This is a genomic window from Streptomyces sp. HmicA12, from assembly GCF_000373565.1.
Lineage (GTDB): Bacteria > Actinomycetota > Actinomycetes > Streptomycetales > Streptomycetaceae > Streptomyces.
This window is the reverse complement of sequence record NZ_KB891850.1, coordinates 337639-355595: the sequence shown is the minus strand read 5'-3', so window position 1 is coordinate 355595 and position 17957 is coordinate 337639. Positions and strand designations below refer to the sequence as shown.

At 70.4% G+C, this 17957-nt stretch carries 19 protein-coding genes; 8 read left to right on the top strand and 11 right to left on the bottom strand.

The annotated features are described in order from the left end of the window. Window position 1: 1 nt before the first annotated feature. The 3 genes from B072_RS0138940 to B072_RS0138930 form a co-directional block, all read right to left on the bottom strand. Window positions 2-340 (bottom strand): DUF3817 domain-containing protein, encoded by a 339-nt coding sequence (locus B072_RS0138940; protein ID WP_018535414.1) that lies wholly within the window; start codon window positions 338-340, stop codon window positions 2-4. 67 nt (window positions 341-407) lie between these two features. Continuing rightward, window positions 408-917, bottom strand: a complete 510-nt coding sequence (locus tag B072_RS0138935) for a MarR family winged helix-turn-helix transcriptional regulator (protein WP_018535413.1) — start codon at window positions 915-917, stop codon at window positions 408-410. Window positions 918-938: 21 nt separating this feature from the next. Further along, window positions 939-2237: an MFS transporter gene (locus tag B072_RS0138930; protein WP_018535412.1), complete on the bottom strand. Its 1299-nt coding sequence runs from the start codon at window positions 2235-2237 to the stop codon at window positions 939-941. Between the two features lie 85 nt (window positions 2238-2322). Here B072_RS0138930 and B072_RS0138925 point away from each other — a divergent pair, with 85 nt between their 5' ends. Further along, window positions 2323-3315, top strand: coding sequence for an ArsR/SmtB family transcription factor (locus B072_RS0138925; RefSeq protein WP_018535411.1), 993 nt, complete (start codon window positions 2323-2325; stop codon window positions 3313-3315). 80 nt (window positions 3316-3395) lie between these two features. Then, window positions 3396-4430 carry a glycoside hydrolase family 6 protein gene (locus B072_RS0138920; protein WP_018535410.1) on the top strand — a complete coding sequence of 345 codons (1035 nt, stop codon included), beginning with the start codon at window positions 3396-3398 and terminating at the stop codon, window positions 4428-4430. Window positions 4431-4455: 25 nt separating this feature from the next. Here B072_RS0138920 and B072_RS0138915 read toward each other — a convergent pair whose 3' ends face one another. The 4 genes from B072_RS0138915 to B072_RS0138900 all read right to left on the bottom strand — a co-directional run bounded on the left by B072_RS0138915 (window position 4456) and on the right by B072_RS0138900 (window position 9086). Then, window positions 4456-6423, bottom strand: a complete 1968-nt coding sequence (locus B072_RS0138915) for a kelch motif-containing protein (protein ID WP_018535409.1) — start codon at window positions 6421-6423, stop codon at window positions 4456-4458. A 13-nt stretch (window positions 6424-6436) separates the two neighbouring features. After that, on the bottom strand, window positions 6437-8239 hold the full coding sequence (locus B072_RS0138910; RefSeq protein WP_018535408.1) for a glycosyltransferase family 2 protein: 1803 nt from the start codon (window positions 8237-8239) through the stop codon (window positions 6437-6439). Between the two features lie 203 nt (window positions 8240-8442). Further along, complete coding sequence (locus B072_RS0138905; protein ID WP_018535407.1) at window positions 8443-8736, bottom strand: MTH1187 family thiamine-binding protein; 294 nt, start codon at window positions 8734-8736, stop codon at window positions 8443-8445. Continuing rightward, complete coding sequence (locus B072_RS0138900; protein ID WP_018535406.1) at window positions 8733-9086, bottom strand: DUF3817 domain-containing protein; 354 nt, start codon at window positions 9084-9086, stop codon at window positions 8733-8735. The genes B072_RS0138905 and B072_RS0138900 overlap by 4 nt, the downstream gene beginning before the upstream one ends. Before the next feature lie 140 nt (window positions 9087-9226). Between B072_RS0138900 and B072_RS0138895 the strand changes: the two genes are divergently transcribed. From B072_RS0138895 to B072_RS0138880, 4 genes are all read left to right on the top strand, one after another. Further along, entirely contained in the window at window positions 9227-9865 is a 639-nt protein-coding gene (locus B072_RS0138895) for an AIM24 family protein (RefSeq protein WP_018535405.1), read from the top strand. 1 nt (window position 9866) lies between these two features. Next, window positions 9867-10523 carry an AIM24 family protein gene (locus tag B072_RS0138890; protein WP_018535404.1) on the top strand — a complete coding sequence of 219 codons (657 nt, stop codon included), beginning with the start codon at window positions 9867-9869 and terminating at the stop codon, window positions 10521-10523. Window positions 10524-10546: 23 nt separating this feature from the next. After that, complete coding sequence (locus B072_RS0138885) at window positions 10547-11296, top strand: AIM24 family protein (protein WP_051127392.1); 750 nt, start codon at window positions 10547-10549, stop codon at window positions 11294-11296. A 129-nt stretch (window positions 11297-11425) separates the two neighbouring features. Next, window positions 11426-11902, top strand: a complete 477-nt coding sequence (locus B072_RS0138880; protein ID WP_018535402.1) for a MarR family winged helix-turn-helix transcriptional regulator — start codon at window positions 11426-11428, stop codon at window positions 11900-11902. 72 nt (window positions 11903-11974) lie between these two features. Here B072_RS0138880 and B072_RS0138875 read toward each other — a convergent pair whose 3' ends face one another. Continuing rightward, window positions 11975-13405 (bottom strand): sensor histidine kinase, encoded by a 1431-nt coding sequence (locus B072_RS0138875; protein WP_026246761.1) that lies wholly within the window; start codon window positions 13403-13405, stop codon window positions 11975-11977. A 5-nt stretch (window positions 13406-13410) separates the two neighbouring features. Beyond that, window positions 13411-14082 (bottom strand): response regulator transcription factor, encoded by a 672-nt coding sequence (locus B072_RS0138870; RefSeq protein ID WP_018535400.1) that lies wholly within the window; start codon window positions 14080-14082, stop codon window positions 13411-13413. Between the two features lie 128 nt (window positions 14083-14210). Here B072_RS0138870 and B072_RS0138865 point away from each other — a divergent pair, with 128 nt between their 5' ends. Then, window positions 14211-14837 carry a PepSY domain-containing protein gene (locus tag B072_RS0138865; RefSeq protein ID WP_018535399.1) on the top strand — a complete coding sequence of 209 codons (627 nt, stop codon included), beginning with the start codon at window positions 14211-14213 and terminating at the stop codon, window positions 14835-14837. Window positions 14838-15075: 238 nt separating this feature from the next. On the opposite strand, the gene meaB is transcribed toward B072_RS0138865, so the two are convergent. Together meaB and B072_RS0138855 are read right to left on the bottom strand one after the other, a co-directional pair. Continuing rightward, window positions 15076-16032, bottom strand: coding sequence for a methylmalonyl Co-A mutase-associated GTPase MeaB (gene meaB / locus B072_RS0138860; protein WP_018535398.1), 957 nt, complete (start codon window positions 16030-16032; stop codon window positions 15076-15078). Window positions 16033-16074: 42 nt separating this feature from the next. Then, complete coding sequence (locus B072_RS0138855) at window positions 16075-17277, bottom strand: acetyl-CoA C-acetyltransferase (protein ID WP_043245491.1); 1203 nt, start codon at window positions 17275-17277, stop codon at window positions 16075-16077. Between the two features lie 137 nt (window positions 17278-17414). Here B072_RS0138855 and mce point away from each other — a divergent pair, with 137 nt between their 5' ends. Beyond that, on the top strand, window positions 17415-17855 hold the full coding sequence (gene mce / locus B072_RS0138850; protein ID WP_026246759.1) for a methylmalonyl-CoA epimerase: 441 nt from the start codon (window positions 17415-17417) through the stop codon (window positions 17853-17855). The last annotated feature ends 102 nt before the right edge of the window (window positions 17856-17957 follow it).

The following is a 17957-nucleotide window of genomic DNA, read 5'->3' as shown; positions in this document are numbered from 1 at the left end:
GTCAGGCCTTGGCGAGGTTCGTGCCGTCGTCGGCGACCTTCGGCTCCAGCTCGGCGGAGATCTTGCGCTCGACGAAGAAGGCGGCGGTGGGGATCGTGCCCGCGATCAGCACCCACAGCTGCTTGCCGACCGGCCACTTCGCCTTGGACCCCAGGTCGAAGGCGAAGACCAGGTAGATCACGTACAGCCAGCCGTGCGCGATGGCGATGACGCGCGTGGCGTCCGCGGCGCCGTCCACGTCGAAGACGTACTTGGCGATCATGCCGAGGCAGAGGAGGACCAGAAGCACGCCGGTGACATAGGCCATGATCCGGTAGCGGGTCAGCACGGATTTCTTCATGGGACGAGCGTAACCGCCTGATTTGCGCGATCTTCAGCCGGGCCCGGGGACGACCGGAACCCGCGGTTCACTCGTCGTCGAAGTCGTTCGCCGCCACCCGCAGGGGCCGCAGCATCGCGAAGAGCTCGCCGCACTCCTCGGCGTCGTAGACCCCGAGCCCGAAGTCCATCGCCATCAGGTCGCGGGTGGCCGACTCGACGACCTCGCGGCCCTTCCCGGTGATGGAGGCGAGGGTGCCGCGGCCGTCGTTCGGGTTGGGGCGCTTGTCGACGAGGCCGGACTTCACGAGCCGGTCGACCGTGTTCGTCACCGAGGTCGGGTGGACCATGAGCCGCTCGCCGATCTTCGACATCGGCAGCTCGCCCTCCTTGGAGAAGGTGAGCAGGACCAGGGCCTCGTAGCGCGCGAAGGTGAGTCCGTACGGCTTGACGACGGCGTCGACCTCGGCGAGCAGGATCTGGTGCGCGCGCATGATCGAGGTGATCGCGGCCATGGACGGCACGGACCCCCAGCGCTGCTTCCAGAGTTCGTCGGCGCGGGCGATCGGATCGAAGGCAAGACTGAGCGGCTTCGGCACGCCCTCGACCTTACCGGCCGGTCACATGGTGGTCAGCCCCGTCTCGCCCATTGGCCGGTTCGCCGCCCCGCAGGCCCGTGCCTCCAGGGCCAGCAGCGCGCAGCACACCGCTCCGAGCGCGCCCACCCCGGCGACCGTGGCACCGACCCCGAAGGCCTCGGCGGCCGCTCCGCCGAGCGCGGCGCCGACGCCCTGGACCGTCATCAGGCCGGCGTTGTGCAGGGTCATGGCGCGGCCGCGCAGGTCCTCGGGGATCGCCTCCACGAACCAGCGGTCGACGCCGAGCGTGTACGCGGATCCGGCCCCGGCGAGCAGCAGGAGCAGCAGGGCCGGTACGAGGCCGGGGGTGACCGCGTACCCGATCAGGGGCAGCAGGGTGACGCAGGCGAGCGGCAGCGCGATGCGGGAACGGGTCGCGGGGGTCAGCACGGACCCGGCGAACAGCTCACTCCCGATGGTGCCCACGGCCATGGCGCACATCAGCAGGCCGACGCCCGCCGTGCCCACCCCGATCTCGTCGGCGTACGCGGCGGCGAGGACCTCCGGGACCACCGAGAACATCGGCGGCACCCAGAGCAGCAGCATCAGCACGCGGACCCGGCGGTGCGCGAACAGGCGCCGGGCCCCGGACAGGGAGGTGCGCAGCAGTGCCCCCTGTCCGCGGGCGCGCGCCGGGCGGCGCCGGGTGCCGAGCCGGAGCAGCGCGGCCGAACCGAGGAAGGTGACGACGGTGATGACGAGCGCACCCCGCGGGGTCACGACGGTGAGGAGCACGCCGCCGAGCGCGAGCCCGCCGAGGACGGAGCTCTGCGAGACGATCCGCAGCAGGGACCTGCCGAGGACGAACAGGTCGCCGTCGCCGAGGACGTCGGTGAGGGTCGCCATGCGGGTGCCGTTGAAGACGGGCGAGACCAGCGCGATGGCGCAGCGCAGGGCGAGCAGCGCGGCGACCGGCGTCAGGGGCAGCGCCATCAGTGCCGCGCAGGCGGCGCAGAGCAGATCGCAGCCGACGAGCACCCGGCGCGGCGGGTACCGGTCGGCGATCCCCGACAGCAGGGTCCCGCCGACCGCGTACGGGAGGAAGCCGAGGGCGAAGGTGAGCGCGCTCAGCAACGGCGACCCGGACAGCCGGTAGACGAGCACGCTGAGCGAGATCTCGGCGACGACCACCCCGAACAGGGACGCGGCGTGCGCGACGAACACGAAGCGGAACTCGCGGACGCGGAAGAGCCGGAGGTAGCCGGCCGGGCCGTCGGACGCGGGTGTCGTGGTGGCGGGCCCGGGGTCCGGCCGCGCGTCGGAGGGGAGGTCGGTCGTCATGGACGCACCCTGGCCCGGCGGGCCGCGGAGTCGTACTGTTTCGGCTCCAGCCGAATGTTCCGGAGAGTACGGGAGCCGTCGATCCATGCCGCTGCACCTTCGCTTCGGGCAGAGCGACCTGGCGCGCTGCCGGTTCGCCCTCTCGCCCCTGTGGGAGACGCAGGAGGCGATCCGGACGCTCAAGCGGCCCGAACGGCACGGGTATCACCTGCCGTGGCTGCGCCGGATCCGCGCCGCGGCCGATGAGCTCGATCTGGCGCGGTTGTGGCTGCTGATGCCGCAGCGCGGCCATACGCCGGACTTCCTCGGGCCGCCGCCGATCGGCCCGGCGGCGACGTTCGACGAGGAGATCGCGCTGGTGCGGGCGACGGATCCGGAGGTCGCGCGGCGGGACTTCGCGCACTCGCTCGCCTGCACCCCGGGCGCCGCCGACTCCCCGGCGGGCCGCGCCCTGCTGGCCGAACCCGCGCGCGCCGTCCGGGAGTTGGCGGACACCATGGAGCGGGCCTGGCACGTCCTGGTGGAGCCCGAGTGGCCGCGCCTGCGCGCCCTGCTGGAGGCCGACGTGGCGTACCACTCCCGGCGCCTGGCCCAGGTCGGCCTGGAAGGGCTGCTCGCCGAGCTGCATCCGCGGATCGGCTGGGACCCGGCGACGCTCACGCTCACCGCCCGCGCCGCCGGCCACCGCCGCAGCCTGGACGGACAGGGCCTGGTGCTGCTGCCCAGCGTGTTCTCCTGGCCGGACGTGGTGAGCGGCTTCGAGGCGCCCTGGCAGCCGACCGTCGCGTACCCGGCGCGCGGTGTGGGCGGCCTGTGGACCCGGGCGGCCGGGACGACGCCCGAAGCGCTCGCCGGTGTCCTCGGCCGCGGTCGCGCCGACGTCCTGTGCGCGCTCGACGCCCCGATGTCGACCAGCGCCCTCGCCCACACGCTGGGCCGCGCCCCGTCCTCCGTCTCCGCGCATCTGACGGCGCTGCGGGACGCGGGCCTGCTCACCGCCCACCGCTATGGCCATCAGGTGCTCTACGAGCGCACCGCGCTGGGCGGCGCGCTCCTGACGGGCGGCAGGGACACCTGACAGGGCGTCTAATACACTGCAACAGCTGACCCTTATGTCACGATTGTCGGAATCGTACGCGCTCCGACCCAGGGGGCAGGATGCCCGTCCCGACCATCCGCACACCGGCCCGAGCCCTCGCGCTCGCCGCCGCCGCACTCCTCGTCTCCGCCCTCGCCACGGGCTGCTCCGGCGATCCCCGGCAGTCCACCGGCGAGGCCGCCGGGCAGACCGCCCCCTCCCCCGACACCGCCGACACCTCCCCGTTCTGGGTCGACCCCGCCTCCGCCGCCGCGGTCCAGGCGGACCGGTGGGAGAAGCAGGGCCGGTCCTCGGACGCCGCGGTGATCCGGCGCATCGCGCAGCACCCGCAGGGCATGTGGGCGCCGGGCGACTACCCGCGCCCGGCGATCGCCGAGGCCGGGGCCAAGGCCAAGAAGGCCGACAAGACGCTGGTCCTGGTCGCGTACAACATTCCGCACCGCGACTGCGGCCAGCACTCGGCGGGCGGCGCGCACAGCGCGGACTTCTACCACCAGTGGGTCGACGCGTTCGCGACGGGCATCGCCGACGCGAAGGCGCTCGTCGTCCTCGAACCCGACGCGCTCGGGCACATCGTCGACGGCTGCACCCCGGCCGAGTACCAGGAGGAGCGCTACGCGCTGATCTCCTCGGCGATCGACCGCCTGAAGCAGCAGCCGAACACCAAGGTCTACGTCGACGCGGGCAACCCCGCCTGGATCCCGGACGCCGCGAAACTCGTCGAGCCGCTGCGCCGGGCCGGTGTCGCGAAGGCCGACGGCTTCTCCCTGAACGTCTCCAACTTCCAGACGGACCAGGAGAGTTCGGCGTACGGCAGCCGCCTGTCCCAGCTGCTCGGCGGCGCCCACTTCGTGGTGGACACCAGCCGCAACGGCTCGGGCCCCTACTCCCCGGGCAGCGCCGACGCCTGGTGCAACCCGCCGGGCCGCGCCCTCGGCTCCGCCCCGACCACCGAGACCGGTGATCCGCTGGTCGACGCGTATCTGTGGGTCAAGCGGCCCGGGGAGTCGGACGGCACCTGCCGCGGCGGACCCGCGGCAGGCACCTGGTGGGCGGAGTACGCGCTGGGCCTGGCCCGTAACGCGCACACCTGACCCGGCCCGGCGCGGACCCCGGACCTCAGTCCTGGCCGTCGCCCACCTTGACCCACTTGGCCTCGGACGAGACGCCGTCCGCGTCCGTGGCGAACAGCATGTACCAGCCCGGCGGGACCAGGGCCGAGTCCTTCGGCACGTCCACCGTGACCTCGCCCTTGCCCTTGGTCAGGCCGAGCTCGATCGACCGCTGCTCCACGTCCGTCGTGTGCGTCACGGACGACGGCCGCATCAGGCGCGCCTTGACGATCCGGTCGGCGTCGGCCGTCCTGTAGGTCGCCTTGTGGTCGTCGGGGAGGGACTCGGGGCCGGTACCGAGCACCGGGCGCTTCTCCCCGCCCTTGTGCAGCGCGGGCGGCGTGAAGATCTCCATGCGTTGCTCGAAGTGACCGAGCTTGGTGTTCTGCTCGTTGTCGTAGAGCGGGTCGGAGCCGAAGGTGGCCACCCGCCCGTCGGGCAGCAGCAGCGCCTCCGAGTGGTAGTTGCGGCCGACCCGGGGGGACGCCGCGTCGTGGAAGGCGTTCTGCTGGGGGTCGTAGAACTGCGCCGCGAGGATGTTGCTCGCGCTGCGTCCGCGGTAGTCGGTGGAACCGTTGGACGTGAAGACCGAGTCGTCGGGCATGATCACGCTGTTCAAGTAGCGCGTCCCCTGCGGGAGTCGGGGCCCGGTCCTGAACTTCGGGCTGTCCTCCTTCAGGTCGACGACCGCGGTGCGCGACGTGGCCTTCTCCGACTCGCCGACACCACCGCCGCCCATGATCATGACCTTCTGGTCCTGCGCCGGGGGCAGCAGCAGGGACGCAGACGTCTCCGTCTGGTCCGTGTCGGTGAGGCCCGGGACCCGCTCGAACTTGTTGGTCTTCAGGTCCCACAGGCCCGGCACGCGCCCCTTGTCGGCGGGGCCGTAACCGGCGTTGGAGGCCGGGTAGAAGAGCTTGCCGCCCTTGGTGAGGAAGAGGGCCGGGTACGTCGGGAAGTACCGCTTCGGGCCCATCTCCCACTTCTTGGTCTTCGGGTCGTAGATCTCGTTGTCGCCGGGGTCGATGACACCGACGTCGTCGAGCCCGGAGACCGCGAGCACCTTGCCGTCCTCCAGGCCGACGAGCGTCGGGTACCAGCGCGCCTTCGCCATCGGGTCGACCGGCACGTACTTCTCGGCGACCGGGTCGAACTCGTAGGCCGCCCTGATCCCCTGGAAGTCCTGCTTGTCCATGGTGATCTTCTCGGAGAGCCCGTACGTGTTGTCGGCGTCCTCGCCCTTGAGGCCCTCGATCTCGTACTGGGCCTGCTTCGACGTCTCGTACTGCTTGCCGTCCGCGGCGGCCTCGACGAAGACGCGGGCCTCGCTCGACTTCACCTTGGTCTTCCACGGCTGCATGACGCCGGCCGCGCTGTAGGAGATGTCGAAGGAGCGCTTGGCCTTCGGCACGGTCACGTCGAACTTCGACACGTACTCGACGCCCGCGGGCGAGCGGAACTTCGTCCCCTTCTTCAGCACGATCGGCTTGTCGGGGTTCTCGTTCTTGACGCGCATGCCGCCGCCGGCCCGGGTCACCTCGCCGTCGAGCTGCTCGTAGCGCGCGGTGCCGCCCGCCACCAGGAGCCGCCCGTCCGGGAGTTGGGCGTGGCCCGAGCAGAAGAAGTCCTCCGGCGTGGAGATCTTCTTGAAGGTGTTGGCCTTCGGGTCCCACAGGACGGTGTCGAAGGACCCGGCGTCGAACTTCTTCTGCTCGTTGCCCGAGCCCGCCACGATCAGCACCTTGCCGGTGTGCAGGAGCGCCGCGTGGATGGCGTTGGTACGGAACTCCTCGGGGATGTCGACCGAGCTCCACGAGCCGTATTTGGCCTTGTAGCCGGGCTGGGCGATCTTCCACTCGTAGTACCGCTCGGACGCGAAGTTCCAGGCGGCCGGCGCGTTGAGGCCGACGAGGAGGGCGATGCCACCCACTCCGAGAACCGTCTTCTTCGTCCGCTGGGAAGGCCGGTAGTTCATGGCAGCCATCGGGTCAGTTCCCTCCTGTGCTCGTGCTGGAGACCGGCGATACGGACGACCCTGAGGACACGGGCGACCCTGACGACACCGCGAGCGCCGCTTCGCGTTCGGCGGCCGGGGCCCGGCCCCGGGCCGGTGCCTGTGCCTGGCGGCGCCGCGTGACGGCCCACACCACGACGGGCGCGACCGAGATGCACAGGGCGAGCACCGCCCAGGTCCGCATGGCCACGTGGGTGTGGTCCAGGACGACGGACGCGACGAGCGACGCGGTCAGCACGGCCGCCCAGAAGAGGTGGATCCGGAAGGTCAGCAGCCGGTCCGCGGTCGCGTCGCCGCCCTTGGGCGTGACGACGAAGCGGGACGGGCGGCGCAGCAGGGCCGCGCCCAGCGACTTCAGGTAGATCGGCGCGGAGATCGCCGACATGCCCATGCCCGCGAGGCCTCCCGACCCCTCCGGTTCGTGCGGCGAGACGTTGTGCCGCCGGTTCCACAGGTACAGCCCGATCTGGAGGGCCGCGGCGTCGCTGTACAGCATCAGCCACACGGACGCCGACACCTGGGTCCCGGACGCGCCGAACCACAGGAACAGCACGCAACTCACCACGCCGAGCAGCCAGTTGACGGCCGTCATCGGGTAGTAGACGAGCATCATCGTGTACGAGAAGAGACGGCCGGGCGGCATCGAGAACGGTGCCTTCCAGTACTGCTTGAACAGCGTCTCGTACGTCCCTCGCGACCAGCGCAGCTGCTGTGTGAAGAAGTCCGTCCAGGAGGCGGGCCCCTCACCGACGGCGAGCACGTCGGGGGTGTAGACGGAGCGCCAGCCGACGCCCGTCTCGGGGTTCTTGTGCCGGTGGATCTCGAACCCGGTCGCCATGTCCTCGGTGATCGAGTCGACGAGTCCGCCGATCTGCTTGAGCGCGGAGATCCGTACGACGTTGTTGGTGCCGACGAACATGGGCGCCCGATAGCGGTTGCCGGCCCGCTGGATCAGCGCGTGGAAGAGGAACTGCTGGGACTCGGCGGCCTTGGTGACCGGCGAGACGTAGTTGCCGTAGACCTGCGGTCCGACGACGAAGGCGACGTCCGGGTCCCGGAAGTACCCCATCATCCGCTCCAGGAACTCCGGCAGCGGTACGTGGTCGGTGTCGACGGACGCGAAGAAGTCGTAGTCGGCGTGGTGCACGGCGAGCCAGGCGTTGTAATTGCCGTGCTTGGTGCGGGTCTTGTGGGCGCCCTTCCTCTGGTTCCACTCCTCGACGCCGAAGCGCGTGAAGTGGCGGACGCCGAGTTCCTCGCACAGGGCCCTGGCCGTGGCGTCGTTGCCCTCGTCGAGCAGCCACACGTCGAACGGCCCGTCGTGCGTGATGCGCACGGCGCCCTCGAGGGTGGCCCGCACCATCGAGAGGGGTTCCTTGCCGGGGACGTACGTCGTCAGGAACGCGACCCGGGTGCCGGGTTCGGGGCGGACCGGGACCGGGTCCCTCGCCACCATCGTCGCGTGGGCGATGGATATGACGTTGACGAGCATGAACAGTTCGATCAGCCCGATGGAGACCAGCATCACGATGTCGAGGTCGACCAGCCAGGCTTCGCCGCCCTCGCGCTCCACCCAGTGACTGGGCCACACGAGATAGACGAGCAGGATCCCGGTCAGGACCGGGGCGAGCGTCATCAGGAGGACGGCTCGTATTCGGTGCGGCTCACGGGAGAGGAGTGAGGTGTACTGCACCCGGTAGCCGTCGTCGCCAGGGGGCTCGGTGAGCGGCCCCGCGAGCCTGCTGTAGGTGTCGTAGTCATAGCCCTCAGGCCGCACAGCGCCCTCCAGGTTCTGGCAGCTCGACCGCGGTGGCCGAGCGTGTCGATACCCTCACAAAAGGTGACTTTCGTCGGCGTGTCGAACCGAAGGAGGCGTACGAGTGAGGTATGGGGGGCGGGTTCCACCTATTGGGGGCAGACGGCCCGGCGCCCCCGAGCGGGCGGAGCTCGCTTCAGGGGCGCCGGGCCGTGTACCGGGAACTACTCGGCGAGATGCCGTTCCACCGTCTCGACCTTGGAGGTCAGGCCGTCGGTCACCCCGGGACGGATGTCGGCCTTCAGGACGACCGAGACGCGGGGAGCCCGCTCCTCGACCACGGCGACGGCACGCTTGACGACGTCCATCACCTCGTCCCACTCTCCCTCGATCGACGTGAACATCGCGTCGGTCCGGTGGGGCAGCCCCGAGGCGCGGACGACCCGCACCGCGTCGGCGACGTACTCCCCCACGTCCTCACCGACGCCGAGCGGCGTCACGGAGAAGGCGACGATCATGCGTTGACGATCCCTTCCTGGCGGGCCCGCGCGGCGATGGCCGCGTCGACGGCGCTCTCGGCCTCGCGCTTCAGCTTCCGCTCGGCGAAGAAGCCGCCGGTGGGCAGCACGGAGAGGACGAAGAAGAGCGCGGCCCGGCCGAGGCTCCACTTCGCGCGGTTCCAGGCGTCCAGCCAGAAGAGCACGTACAGGACGAACAGCACGCCGTGGACCATGCCCATCACGGGCACCGCGTTGAAGTCCGTCGTCCGCTTCAGCACCGAGCAGACGAGCAGCAGGATGAAGGAGACGGCCTCAGGGGCGGAGACCAGGCGGAGTCGGCGGATGGCGGAGGCGGTCTTGATGTCCACGAGGCACCTTCGGCTGAAGTGGGCGGCGAGCTGGAACGGTCCGTTTGATCTTGTGAATACGCGCACAAGCGTTCTCCATTGTGGCATCGCCCCGCTCCCGCCCTGTCGGCGGGCTCCCCCACCCCGCTACCTTCGACCTCGTGGCAACGTTCCGGCTGCAGGGCAGCAAGATGCTCGCCGTCGACATGACGGGCGACGGCGTCAAGGCGAAGAACGGTTCGATGGTCGCGTACGACGGCCGCATGGCGTTCAAGAAGCTGAGCGGGGGTGGCGAGGGGATACGGGGGATGGTGACCCGCCGCATCACGGGTGAGCAGATGACCGTGATGGAGGTGAAGGGTCAGGGGACGTGCTGGTTCGCGGACCGGGCCAGCGAGATCAACCTGGTGGATCTGCGCGGGGACAAGCTGTACGTCGAGGCCAGCAATCTGCTGTGCACGGACGCGGGGCTGCGCACCGGCACCAGTTTCACGGGGATGCGCGGAGCGTCCCAGGGCAACGGTCTGTTCACGACCACGGTCGAGGGGCACGGCCAGGCGGCACTCATGAGCGACGGGCCGGCGGTGGTGCTGCGGGTGAGCCGCGACTACCCGCTGACGGTCGACCCGGGCGCGTACGTCGCGCACCAGGGGAACCTGCGGCAGTCGTTCCAGTCGGGGGTCACCTTCCGTACGTTCCTGGGGGAAGGCGGCGGCGAGGCGTTCCAGATCCTCTTCGAGGGCGACGGCCTGGTCTACGTACAGCCCAGTGAGCGCAACACGATCGCGGGGGATGTCTGAGATGGCGGCGAGCTTCCGCGAGATCAACTCGAAGATGATCGAGGCGACCGTCGTGCCCGGGCAGCGGCTCTACAGCCAGCGCGGCGCGATGCTCGCGTACAAGGGGGACGTCTCCTTCACACCCAACATGCAGGGCGGGCAAGGGGGATTGATGTCGATGCTCGGGCGGCGGGTGGCGGGCGAGGCGACACCGCTGATGACCATCGAGGGCAGCGGCACCGTGCTGTTCGGGCACGGCGGCCACCACGTGCAGGTGATCACCCTGTCCGGCGACACGCTGTACGTGGAGGCGGACCGGCTGCTCGCCTTCGACGGGGCGCTGCAGCAGGGGACCATGTTCATGGGCTCCCAGGGCGGGGTCATGGGCATGGTGCGCGGGCAGGTGAGCGGGCAGGGGCTGTTCACGACCACGCTCAAGGGGCAGGGCGCGGTGGCCGTCATGGCGCACGGCGGTGTCATCGAGGTCCCCATCACCCCGAACAACCCGGTGCACGTCGACCCGCAGGCGTACGTCGCCCACCACGGCGACGTACGCAACAAGCTGTCCACGGCGCTCGGCTGGCGGGACATGGTGGGCCGCGGCAGCGGCGAGGCGTTCCAGCTGGAGCTCAGCGGGAGCGGTGCGGTGTACGTCCAGGCCTCGGAGGAGAAGCTGTGAGCGGCCCGATCGTGTTCGACCCCATGACGCTGCCGGTCGACGACAACGTCAACGCGTACACCTTCTGCGTGGAGCTCAAGAGCAGCCAGTGGTTCCTGCAGAAGGGGAAGATGATCGCCTACTACGGGCGGATCGACTTCAACGGCATCGGGCACGGGCGCCTCGACCGTCTCGTCCGGACCTCCTTCCACTCCCCGCTGCACGCGAGCGACTGGGTGGTGGCGGAGGGCAGCGGCAAGATGCTCCTCGCCGACCGGGCCTTCGACGTGAACTCCTACGACCTGGATGACGGCAACCTGACGATCCGCGCGGGGAATCTGCTCGCTTTTCAGCCAACTCTCGCGCTGAAGCAGTCCATCGTGCCCGGCTTCCTCACACTCATTGGCACCGGCAAATTCGTGGCGGCCTCGAACGGCCCGGTCGTGTTCATGGAACCGCCTATCCGCGTAGATCCGCAGGCGCTCGTCGGCTGGGCTGACTGCCCGTCACCTTGCCACCATTACGACCATGGCTACCTGACAGGTGTCATCGGCGGTCTACGTGCGATGACGGGGATCGGCGGGGTCAGCGGCGAGGAGCACCAGTTCGAGTTCGTCGGCGCGGGGACGGTTCTGCTGCAGTCGAGCGAGGCGCTGATGCAGGAGCTCGCCACGGGTGACGTACCTCACCAGGCGGGCGTACCGGGCGGTAGCCCGGGACCCGGCGCAGGTCAGCCACAGGCGCCGCGCCTTCCCGGACAGCTCGGGGACCTCCAGCGTCGCTTCGGGCTGTGAGCGGTAGTCTGCGGAGTGTGACGTCGAACGCGTGACCCCATTCCTGCACCGCTTTTCGCACACCGGGGTGTGAGGCGTCGCATCCCCCACGTTCGTTCGCCTTTCAACTTCTTAGGTAGAATCGATTTCATGGAGACCGAGACGGCCACACAGTGGCTGACCGACGAGGAACAGTGCGCCTGGCGCACCCACCTGGAGGTCAACAAGCTGCTGAACTACCAGCTGGAGAAAGATCTCCAGCCCTTCGGCCTGACGATGAACGACTACGAGATCCTGGTGAACCTCTCCGAGTCGGAGGACCACCGGATGCGGATGAGCGACCTTGCTGCGGCGACCCTGCAGTCCAAGAGCCGGCTCTCGCACCAGATCACCCGCATGGAGAACGCGGGTCTGGTGCGCCGCGAGAACTGCGAGTCGGACCGGCGCGGCCTGTACACCGTCCTCACCGACTTCGGTCTGGAGACGATGCAGAAGGTCGCCCCGCACCATGTGGCGTCCGTACGGCAGCACTTCATGGACCTCGTCTCGCCGCAGGATCTGAGCGAGCTCCACAAGGCGCTCACGCCCATCGCCGAGCACTTGCGTTCGCAGCGCGGCAAACCGTGACACCTGCGAACACATGAGGGTCCGCGGAGGACCGCCGACCTCCCCCGTGGACGTCCGTGTGGATGTCCGTAACTAGCCTGCGGGCAGCCTGAGCTCGAAGAGGGCCCCGCCCTGCGGAGCGGTGCGCACGGTGAGCGTGCCGCCGTGCCGCGCGGCCACGTCCCGGGCGATGGCGAGGCCGAGTCCGGCCCCGCCGCCGTCCCGGGAGCGTGCGTCGTCGAGCCGTACGAAGCGCTCGAAGATCCGCTCCCGCTCCCGCTCCGGCACCCCGTCGCCGTCGTCGGCGACGGTGAGCACCACGCCGCCCGCGCCCGCGTCCACGTCCACGTCCACGGTGACCCGGACCGCGGTGCGGGCGTGCCGCTGCGCGTTGTCCACGAGGTTGCCGAGGACCCGGGCCAACTGGCCGCGGGATCCGGCGACCTGGGCGGGTCCCGTCGCCGCCACGGTGACGGGGTGCGGGTCGCCGGTGCGCTGCGACAGCTCCTCACGGACCAGCGCCGTGAGGTCCACCCGCGCGCCGCCGGGCTTCTCCCCGGCGTCCAGGCGGGCGAGCAGCAGCAGGTCGGCGGCGAGCTCCTGGAGCCGCACGGTGTCCTCGACGGCGCCGTCCACGTCGAGCAACTCCGGGTGGGCGGCGCCGACTTCGAGCTGGGTGCGCAGCGAGGCGATCGGGCTGCGCAGTTCGTGCGAGGCGTCGGCGACGAAGCGCCGCTGCCGCTCGACCGAGTCCTGGAGCGCGGCCAGGGTCTCGTTGGTGGTGGCGGCCAGGCGGGCCACCTCGTCATGGGTGTCCGGCCGCGGCACCCGGCGGCCCAGGTCCTGGGACGCGGTGATGGCGGCCATCTCGGCGCGAATGCCCTCGACGGGCCGCAGCGCACGCCGGGTGACGAGGTACGTGACACCGCCGACGACCACGAGCAGCACCGGGAATCCGATCAGCATCGCCGTCAACGCCGTTCCGACGGCGCCTTGTTCGGCCGACAGCGAGCCGCCGGCGTAGACCGTCAGATCCCCGTACGCGGTGTCGTCGACCTCGACCGCCGCGAACCGGTAGTCGGCGCTGTCGCCGTCGACGGTGGCGCTGCCGTTCGTGTGGTCGGTGTCGTCGGAGACCGTGCCGCCGCGCTTGCTGTCGTCGCCCCGGTCGTGATCTCCGTCGTCGTCGTCGTCCGTCTGCGGGGCGACGGGCTTGACGGCGGCGGTGCCGGTGCCGCTGATCCGCTCCAGGTCCTCGGAGGCGGCCAGCAGCCTCCCGTCGTCGTCCACGACCTGGACCGGATGATCGTCGTCGTCCAGGTCGAGGTCGGCGGGTGCGGTGCCGCTGACCAGGGACGAGGCGACCCGGCGCGCGGCCGAGTCGGCTCCGGCGCCGGCCTGCTCGCCGAGGTTGGCGCGCAGGGCGAGCAGCACGGCGGCCCCGGCCGCGACCAGGGCGACGGCGACCACGAGGGTCGCGGCGAGAGCGGCACGGGCGCGTACGGAGCTGAAGCGCCTGCGCACCGGGCTCATCGGGGGATCTCCAGCCGGTACCCGGCGCCGCGCACGGTCCGGATCAGGGACGCGTCGAGCTTGCGCCGCAGAGCGCTGATGTACACCTCGACGATGTTCGGGTCGCCCTCGTAGGCGAAGTCCCACACGTGCTCGAGGATGTCGGCCTTCGACACCACCTCACCGGCGCGCGTGACGAGCTGTTCCAGCACCGCGAACTCCTTTGCGGTGAGCGGCACTTCACCGTTCTCGGCGTGGGTGACCCGGTGTGCGGCGGTGTCCACGGCGTACGGCCCGACGGTGTGCACGGGGTTGGCACTGCCCGCGCTCCCCCGCCGCCGCAGCAGCGCCTTGACCCGCGCGACGAGCACGACGTACGAGAACGGCTTGGTCAGGTAGTCGTCGGCGCCCGTGTCGAGCCCCTCGGCCTCGTCGTACTCGCCGTCCTTCGCGGTGAGCATCAGGATCGGCACGTCGTTGCCCGCGGCACGCAGGGCGGCGCAGACCCGGTAGCCGTTCATGCCGGGCAGCATGATGTCGAGGACGATCAGGTCGTACGGGGACTCGCTCGCCCGGTGCAGCCCTTCGAGGCCGTCGTGGACCACGTCGACGGCGTACCCCTCGGCGGTGAGTCCCTTGGCGAGCGACAGGGCGAGCCGCTTCTCGTCCTCCACGATCAACAGGCGCATGTGTCTCAGGGTCGCAGGTGGTTCCTGAAGGCTTCTTCAGGTTCCTTCAGCGGGGCTTCAGGATCACTCGGGCAGATTGATTCCCGTCGGACAACGAACCGCTCAGAACCTGCGAACGGGAGAACCTCATGAAGCGCCGTACGACCGTCATCTCCGCCATCGCCGCCGTCGCGCTGATCGGCGGGGGCACCGCCACGGCGGTCGCCGTCTCCGACGACAGCGGATCGAGCACCGCGTCGAGGTCGAGCGTCCGGGTCGAGGACGACGGCGTCAGTGACGCGCAGGAGAACGCCGCCGAGGCCAAGGGCGCCACGATCAAGGCCGAGGACGCGATCGCCGCCGCCCTGCGGCACACTCCGGGCCTCGCGGTCGGCGCGGACCTCGACTCCGACGACGGCCGGCTGGTCTGGGACGTCGACGTGATCGGCTCCGGCAACACCGCCTGGCACCACGTCGAGGTCGACCCCGGCACGGGCAAGGTGCTGGGCGCGCACGTCGAGAAGGACGACGACGATGACCCGGCGCGGGTCGCCTCCGCGCTGAGGAACGCGTCGACGTCGGCCGAGGACGCGGCGCGGGCCGCTGCCGCGAAGGGGACGGTGACCTCGGTGGACGCCGACGACGACGGCTCGGTGAAGGTCTGGGAGGTCGAGACGACGTCGGCGAACGGGACGCAGCGGGACTGGCACGTGGATCTCGGGTCCAGCACGGTGTCCCCCGACCGGACGTCGGACGACGACGGCAACGACGACTGACCCCCTGTTTGTCTCCGGCTGCGGGCCGTGGGGCTTCTCGCGCAGTTCCCCGCGCCCCTGGAAGGCCTGCGGCCTTCAGGGGCGCGGGGAACTGCGCGACCAGCCACGACGAGACCCGCACTCGCGAGACGAACGCGGCTCGGCAGACGCGAAGGCGAAAGGGGCGCGGGGAACTGCGCGAGAAGCCCCACCGGCCCGCACCCGCGCAGCAGGCGCACCCGGCAGACGAGAAGGCGCGTCAGCCCTGGGTGAGACCCTCGACCAGCTCGTCAGCAGCGCGGTAAGGATCAAGATCCCCGGCCACGATTCGCTCGGCCAGAACCGTGAGACGCCGGTCCCCCCGAAGGTCACCGATCCGCTCCCGCAGCGCGGTCACCGCGATCGTCTCGACCTCCCGGGCCGCCCGCGCCGCCCGCCGCTCGGAGAGCACCCCGTGCTCCTCCATCCACGCCCGGTGCTTCTCCAGCGCCTCGACGACCTCGTCGATGCCCTCGCCCCGCGCCGCGACGGTCTTCACGATCGGCGGCCGCCAGTCACCGGGGCCCCTGGACTCCCCGAGACCCAGCATGTGGTTGAGCTCGCGGGCCGTGGCGTCGGCCCCGTCCCGGTCGGCCTTGTTGACCACGTACACGTCGCCGATCTCCAGGATCCCGGCCTTGGCCGCCTGGATCCCGTCGCCCATGCCGGGCGCGAGCAGCACCACACTCGTGTCGGCCTGCGAGGCGATCTCCACCTCGGACTGCCCGACGCCCACGGTCTCGACGAGGACGACGTCGCACCCGGCCGCGTCCAGCACCCGGATCGCCTGCGGCGCGGCCCACGCCAGCCCGCCGAGGTGCCCGCGCGTGGCCATGGAGCGGATGTACACCCCGGGGTCGGACGCGTGCTCCGACATCCGGACCCGGTCGCCGAGCAGCGCGCCCCCGCTGAACGGCGACGACGGGTCGACGGCGAGGACGCCCACCCGCTTCCCGGCCCGCCGGTACGCGCTCACCAGCGCCGACGTCGATGTCGACTTACCGACACCCGGCGATCCGGTGAGCCCGACCACGTACGCGTTCCCGGTCAGCGGGGCGAGCGCGGCCATGACTTCGCGCAGCTGCGGGGACGCCCCCTCCACCAGCGAGATCAGCCGGGCCACGGCCCGCGGCCTGCCCTCCCTCGCCTGGGCGACCAGCGTGGGGACGTCCTGCATCAACAGCTCCGTTCACTCATGCCCGTACGAAACAAAAGACGGTTATGCCTTGGGTACCCGCACGATGAGCGCGTCACCCTGACCACCGCCGCCGCACAGCGCGGCCGCGCCCGTTCCGCCGCCGCGCCGCTTCAGCTCCAGGGCGAGGTGCAGCACGATGCGGGCGCCGGACATCCCGATCGGGTGACCCAGGGCGATGGCTCCGCCGTTGACGTTCACCTTTTCCGAGGACACCCCGAGGTCCTTCATTGACTGCACGGCGACCGCCGCGAAGGCCTCGTTGATCTCGATGAGGTCGAGGTCCTCGACGCCGATGCCCTCCTTCTTCAGGGCGTGCTGGATCGCGTTCGACGGCTGCGACTGAAGCGAGTTGTCCGGGCCCGCCACGTTGCCGTGCGCGCCGATCTCGGCGATCCAGTCCAGGCCCAGCTCCTCGGCCTTGGCGCGGCTCATGACGACGACCGCGGCGGCGCCGTCCGAGATCTGCGAGGCCGAACCGGCCGTGATCGTGCCGTCCTTGGCGAAGGCGGGGCGCAGCTTGCCCAGCGACTCCGCCGTGGTCTCGCCGCGGATGCCCTCGTCCTTGCTGAACAGGACCGGGTCACCCTTGCGCTGCGGGATCTCGACGGGCGTGATCTCGGCCTCGAACAGGCCGTTCTTCTGCGCGGCGGCGGCCCGCTGGTGCGAGAGCGCCGAGATCTCGTCCTGCTCGGGGCGGGCGATGCCGAGACGGGTGTTGTGCTTCTCCGTCGAGGCGCCCATCGGGATGTTCTCGAAGGAGTCGGTCAGGCCGTCGTACGCCATCGCGTCGAGCATCTCGACGGCGCCGTACTTGTAGCCCTCGCGGGACTTCGGGAGGAGGTGCGGGGCGTTGGTCATGGACTCCTGGCCGCCGGCCACCACAACGTCGAACTCACCCGCGCGGATCAGCTGGTCGGCGAGCGCGATGGCGTCGAGACCGGACAGGCACACCTTGTTGATGGTGAGCGCCGGGACGTTCATCGGGATGCCCGCCTTGACCGCGGCCTGGCGTGCCGGGATCTGCCCTGCCCCGGCCTGCAGCACCTGGCCCATGATCACGTACTGCACCTGGTCGCCACCGATTCCCGCACGGTCGATGGCGGCCTTGATCGCGAAGCCGCCGAGGTCGGCTCCGGAGAAGGACTTGAGGGACCCCAGCAGACGGCCCATGGGCGTCCGAGCGCCCGCGACGATCACTGAGGTGGTACCGGTCGTTCCAGACATGAGGCACGGCCCCTTGGAGATGAGGAGTGAACGAGGGTTTACTCGAATGTACTGAGCAGTACGGCGCACGTCATCGGCCAGTGAATGTGATCGCGCGCACGTTGCGTAACCACCTCGAACCGCGCTGCACTGACAGCATGCTGACGCGAATCGACCACATCGGGATCGCCTGCCATGACCTCGACACGACTGTCGAGTTCTACCGGGCCACGTACGGCTTCGAGGTGTTCCACACCGAGGTCAACGAGGAGCAGGGCGTACGCGAGGCCATGCTCAAGATCAATGAGACGAGCGACGGGGGCGCCTCCTATCTCCAGCTGCTCGAACCGACCCGGGAGGACTCCGCCGTCGGGAAGTGGCTGGCCAAGAACGGCGAGGGTGTGCACCACATCGCCTTCGGTACGGCCGATGTCGACACCGACGCCGACGCCATCAGGGGCAAGGGTGTACGCGTCCTGTACGACGAGCCCCGGATCGGCTCGATGGGGTCCCGCATCACGTTCCTGCACCCCAAGGACTGTCACGGTGTACTGACGGAACTCGTCACCTCCGCACCCCAGGAGTCGACGGAGCACTGACCTCCACATACTCGGGCCGGTAGGGTTGGGGGGCGACTCCCGCCTCGGGCGGGCAGTCGTGGGCCGGGGTCCGGGTATCGGGGGACGAGGGTCGGGGCTGCA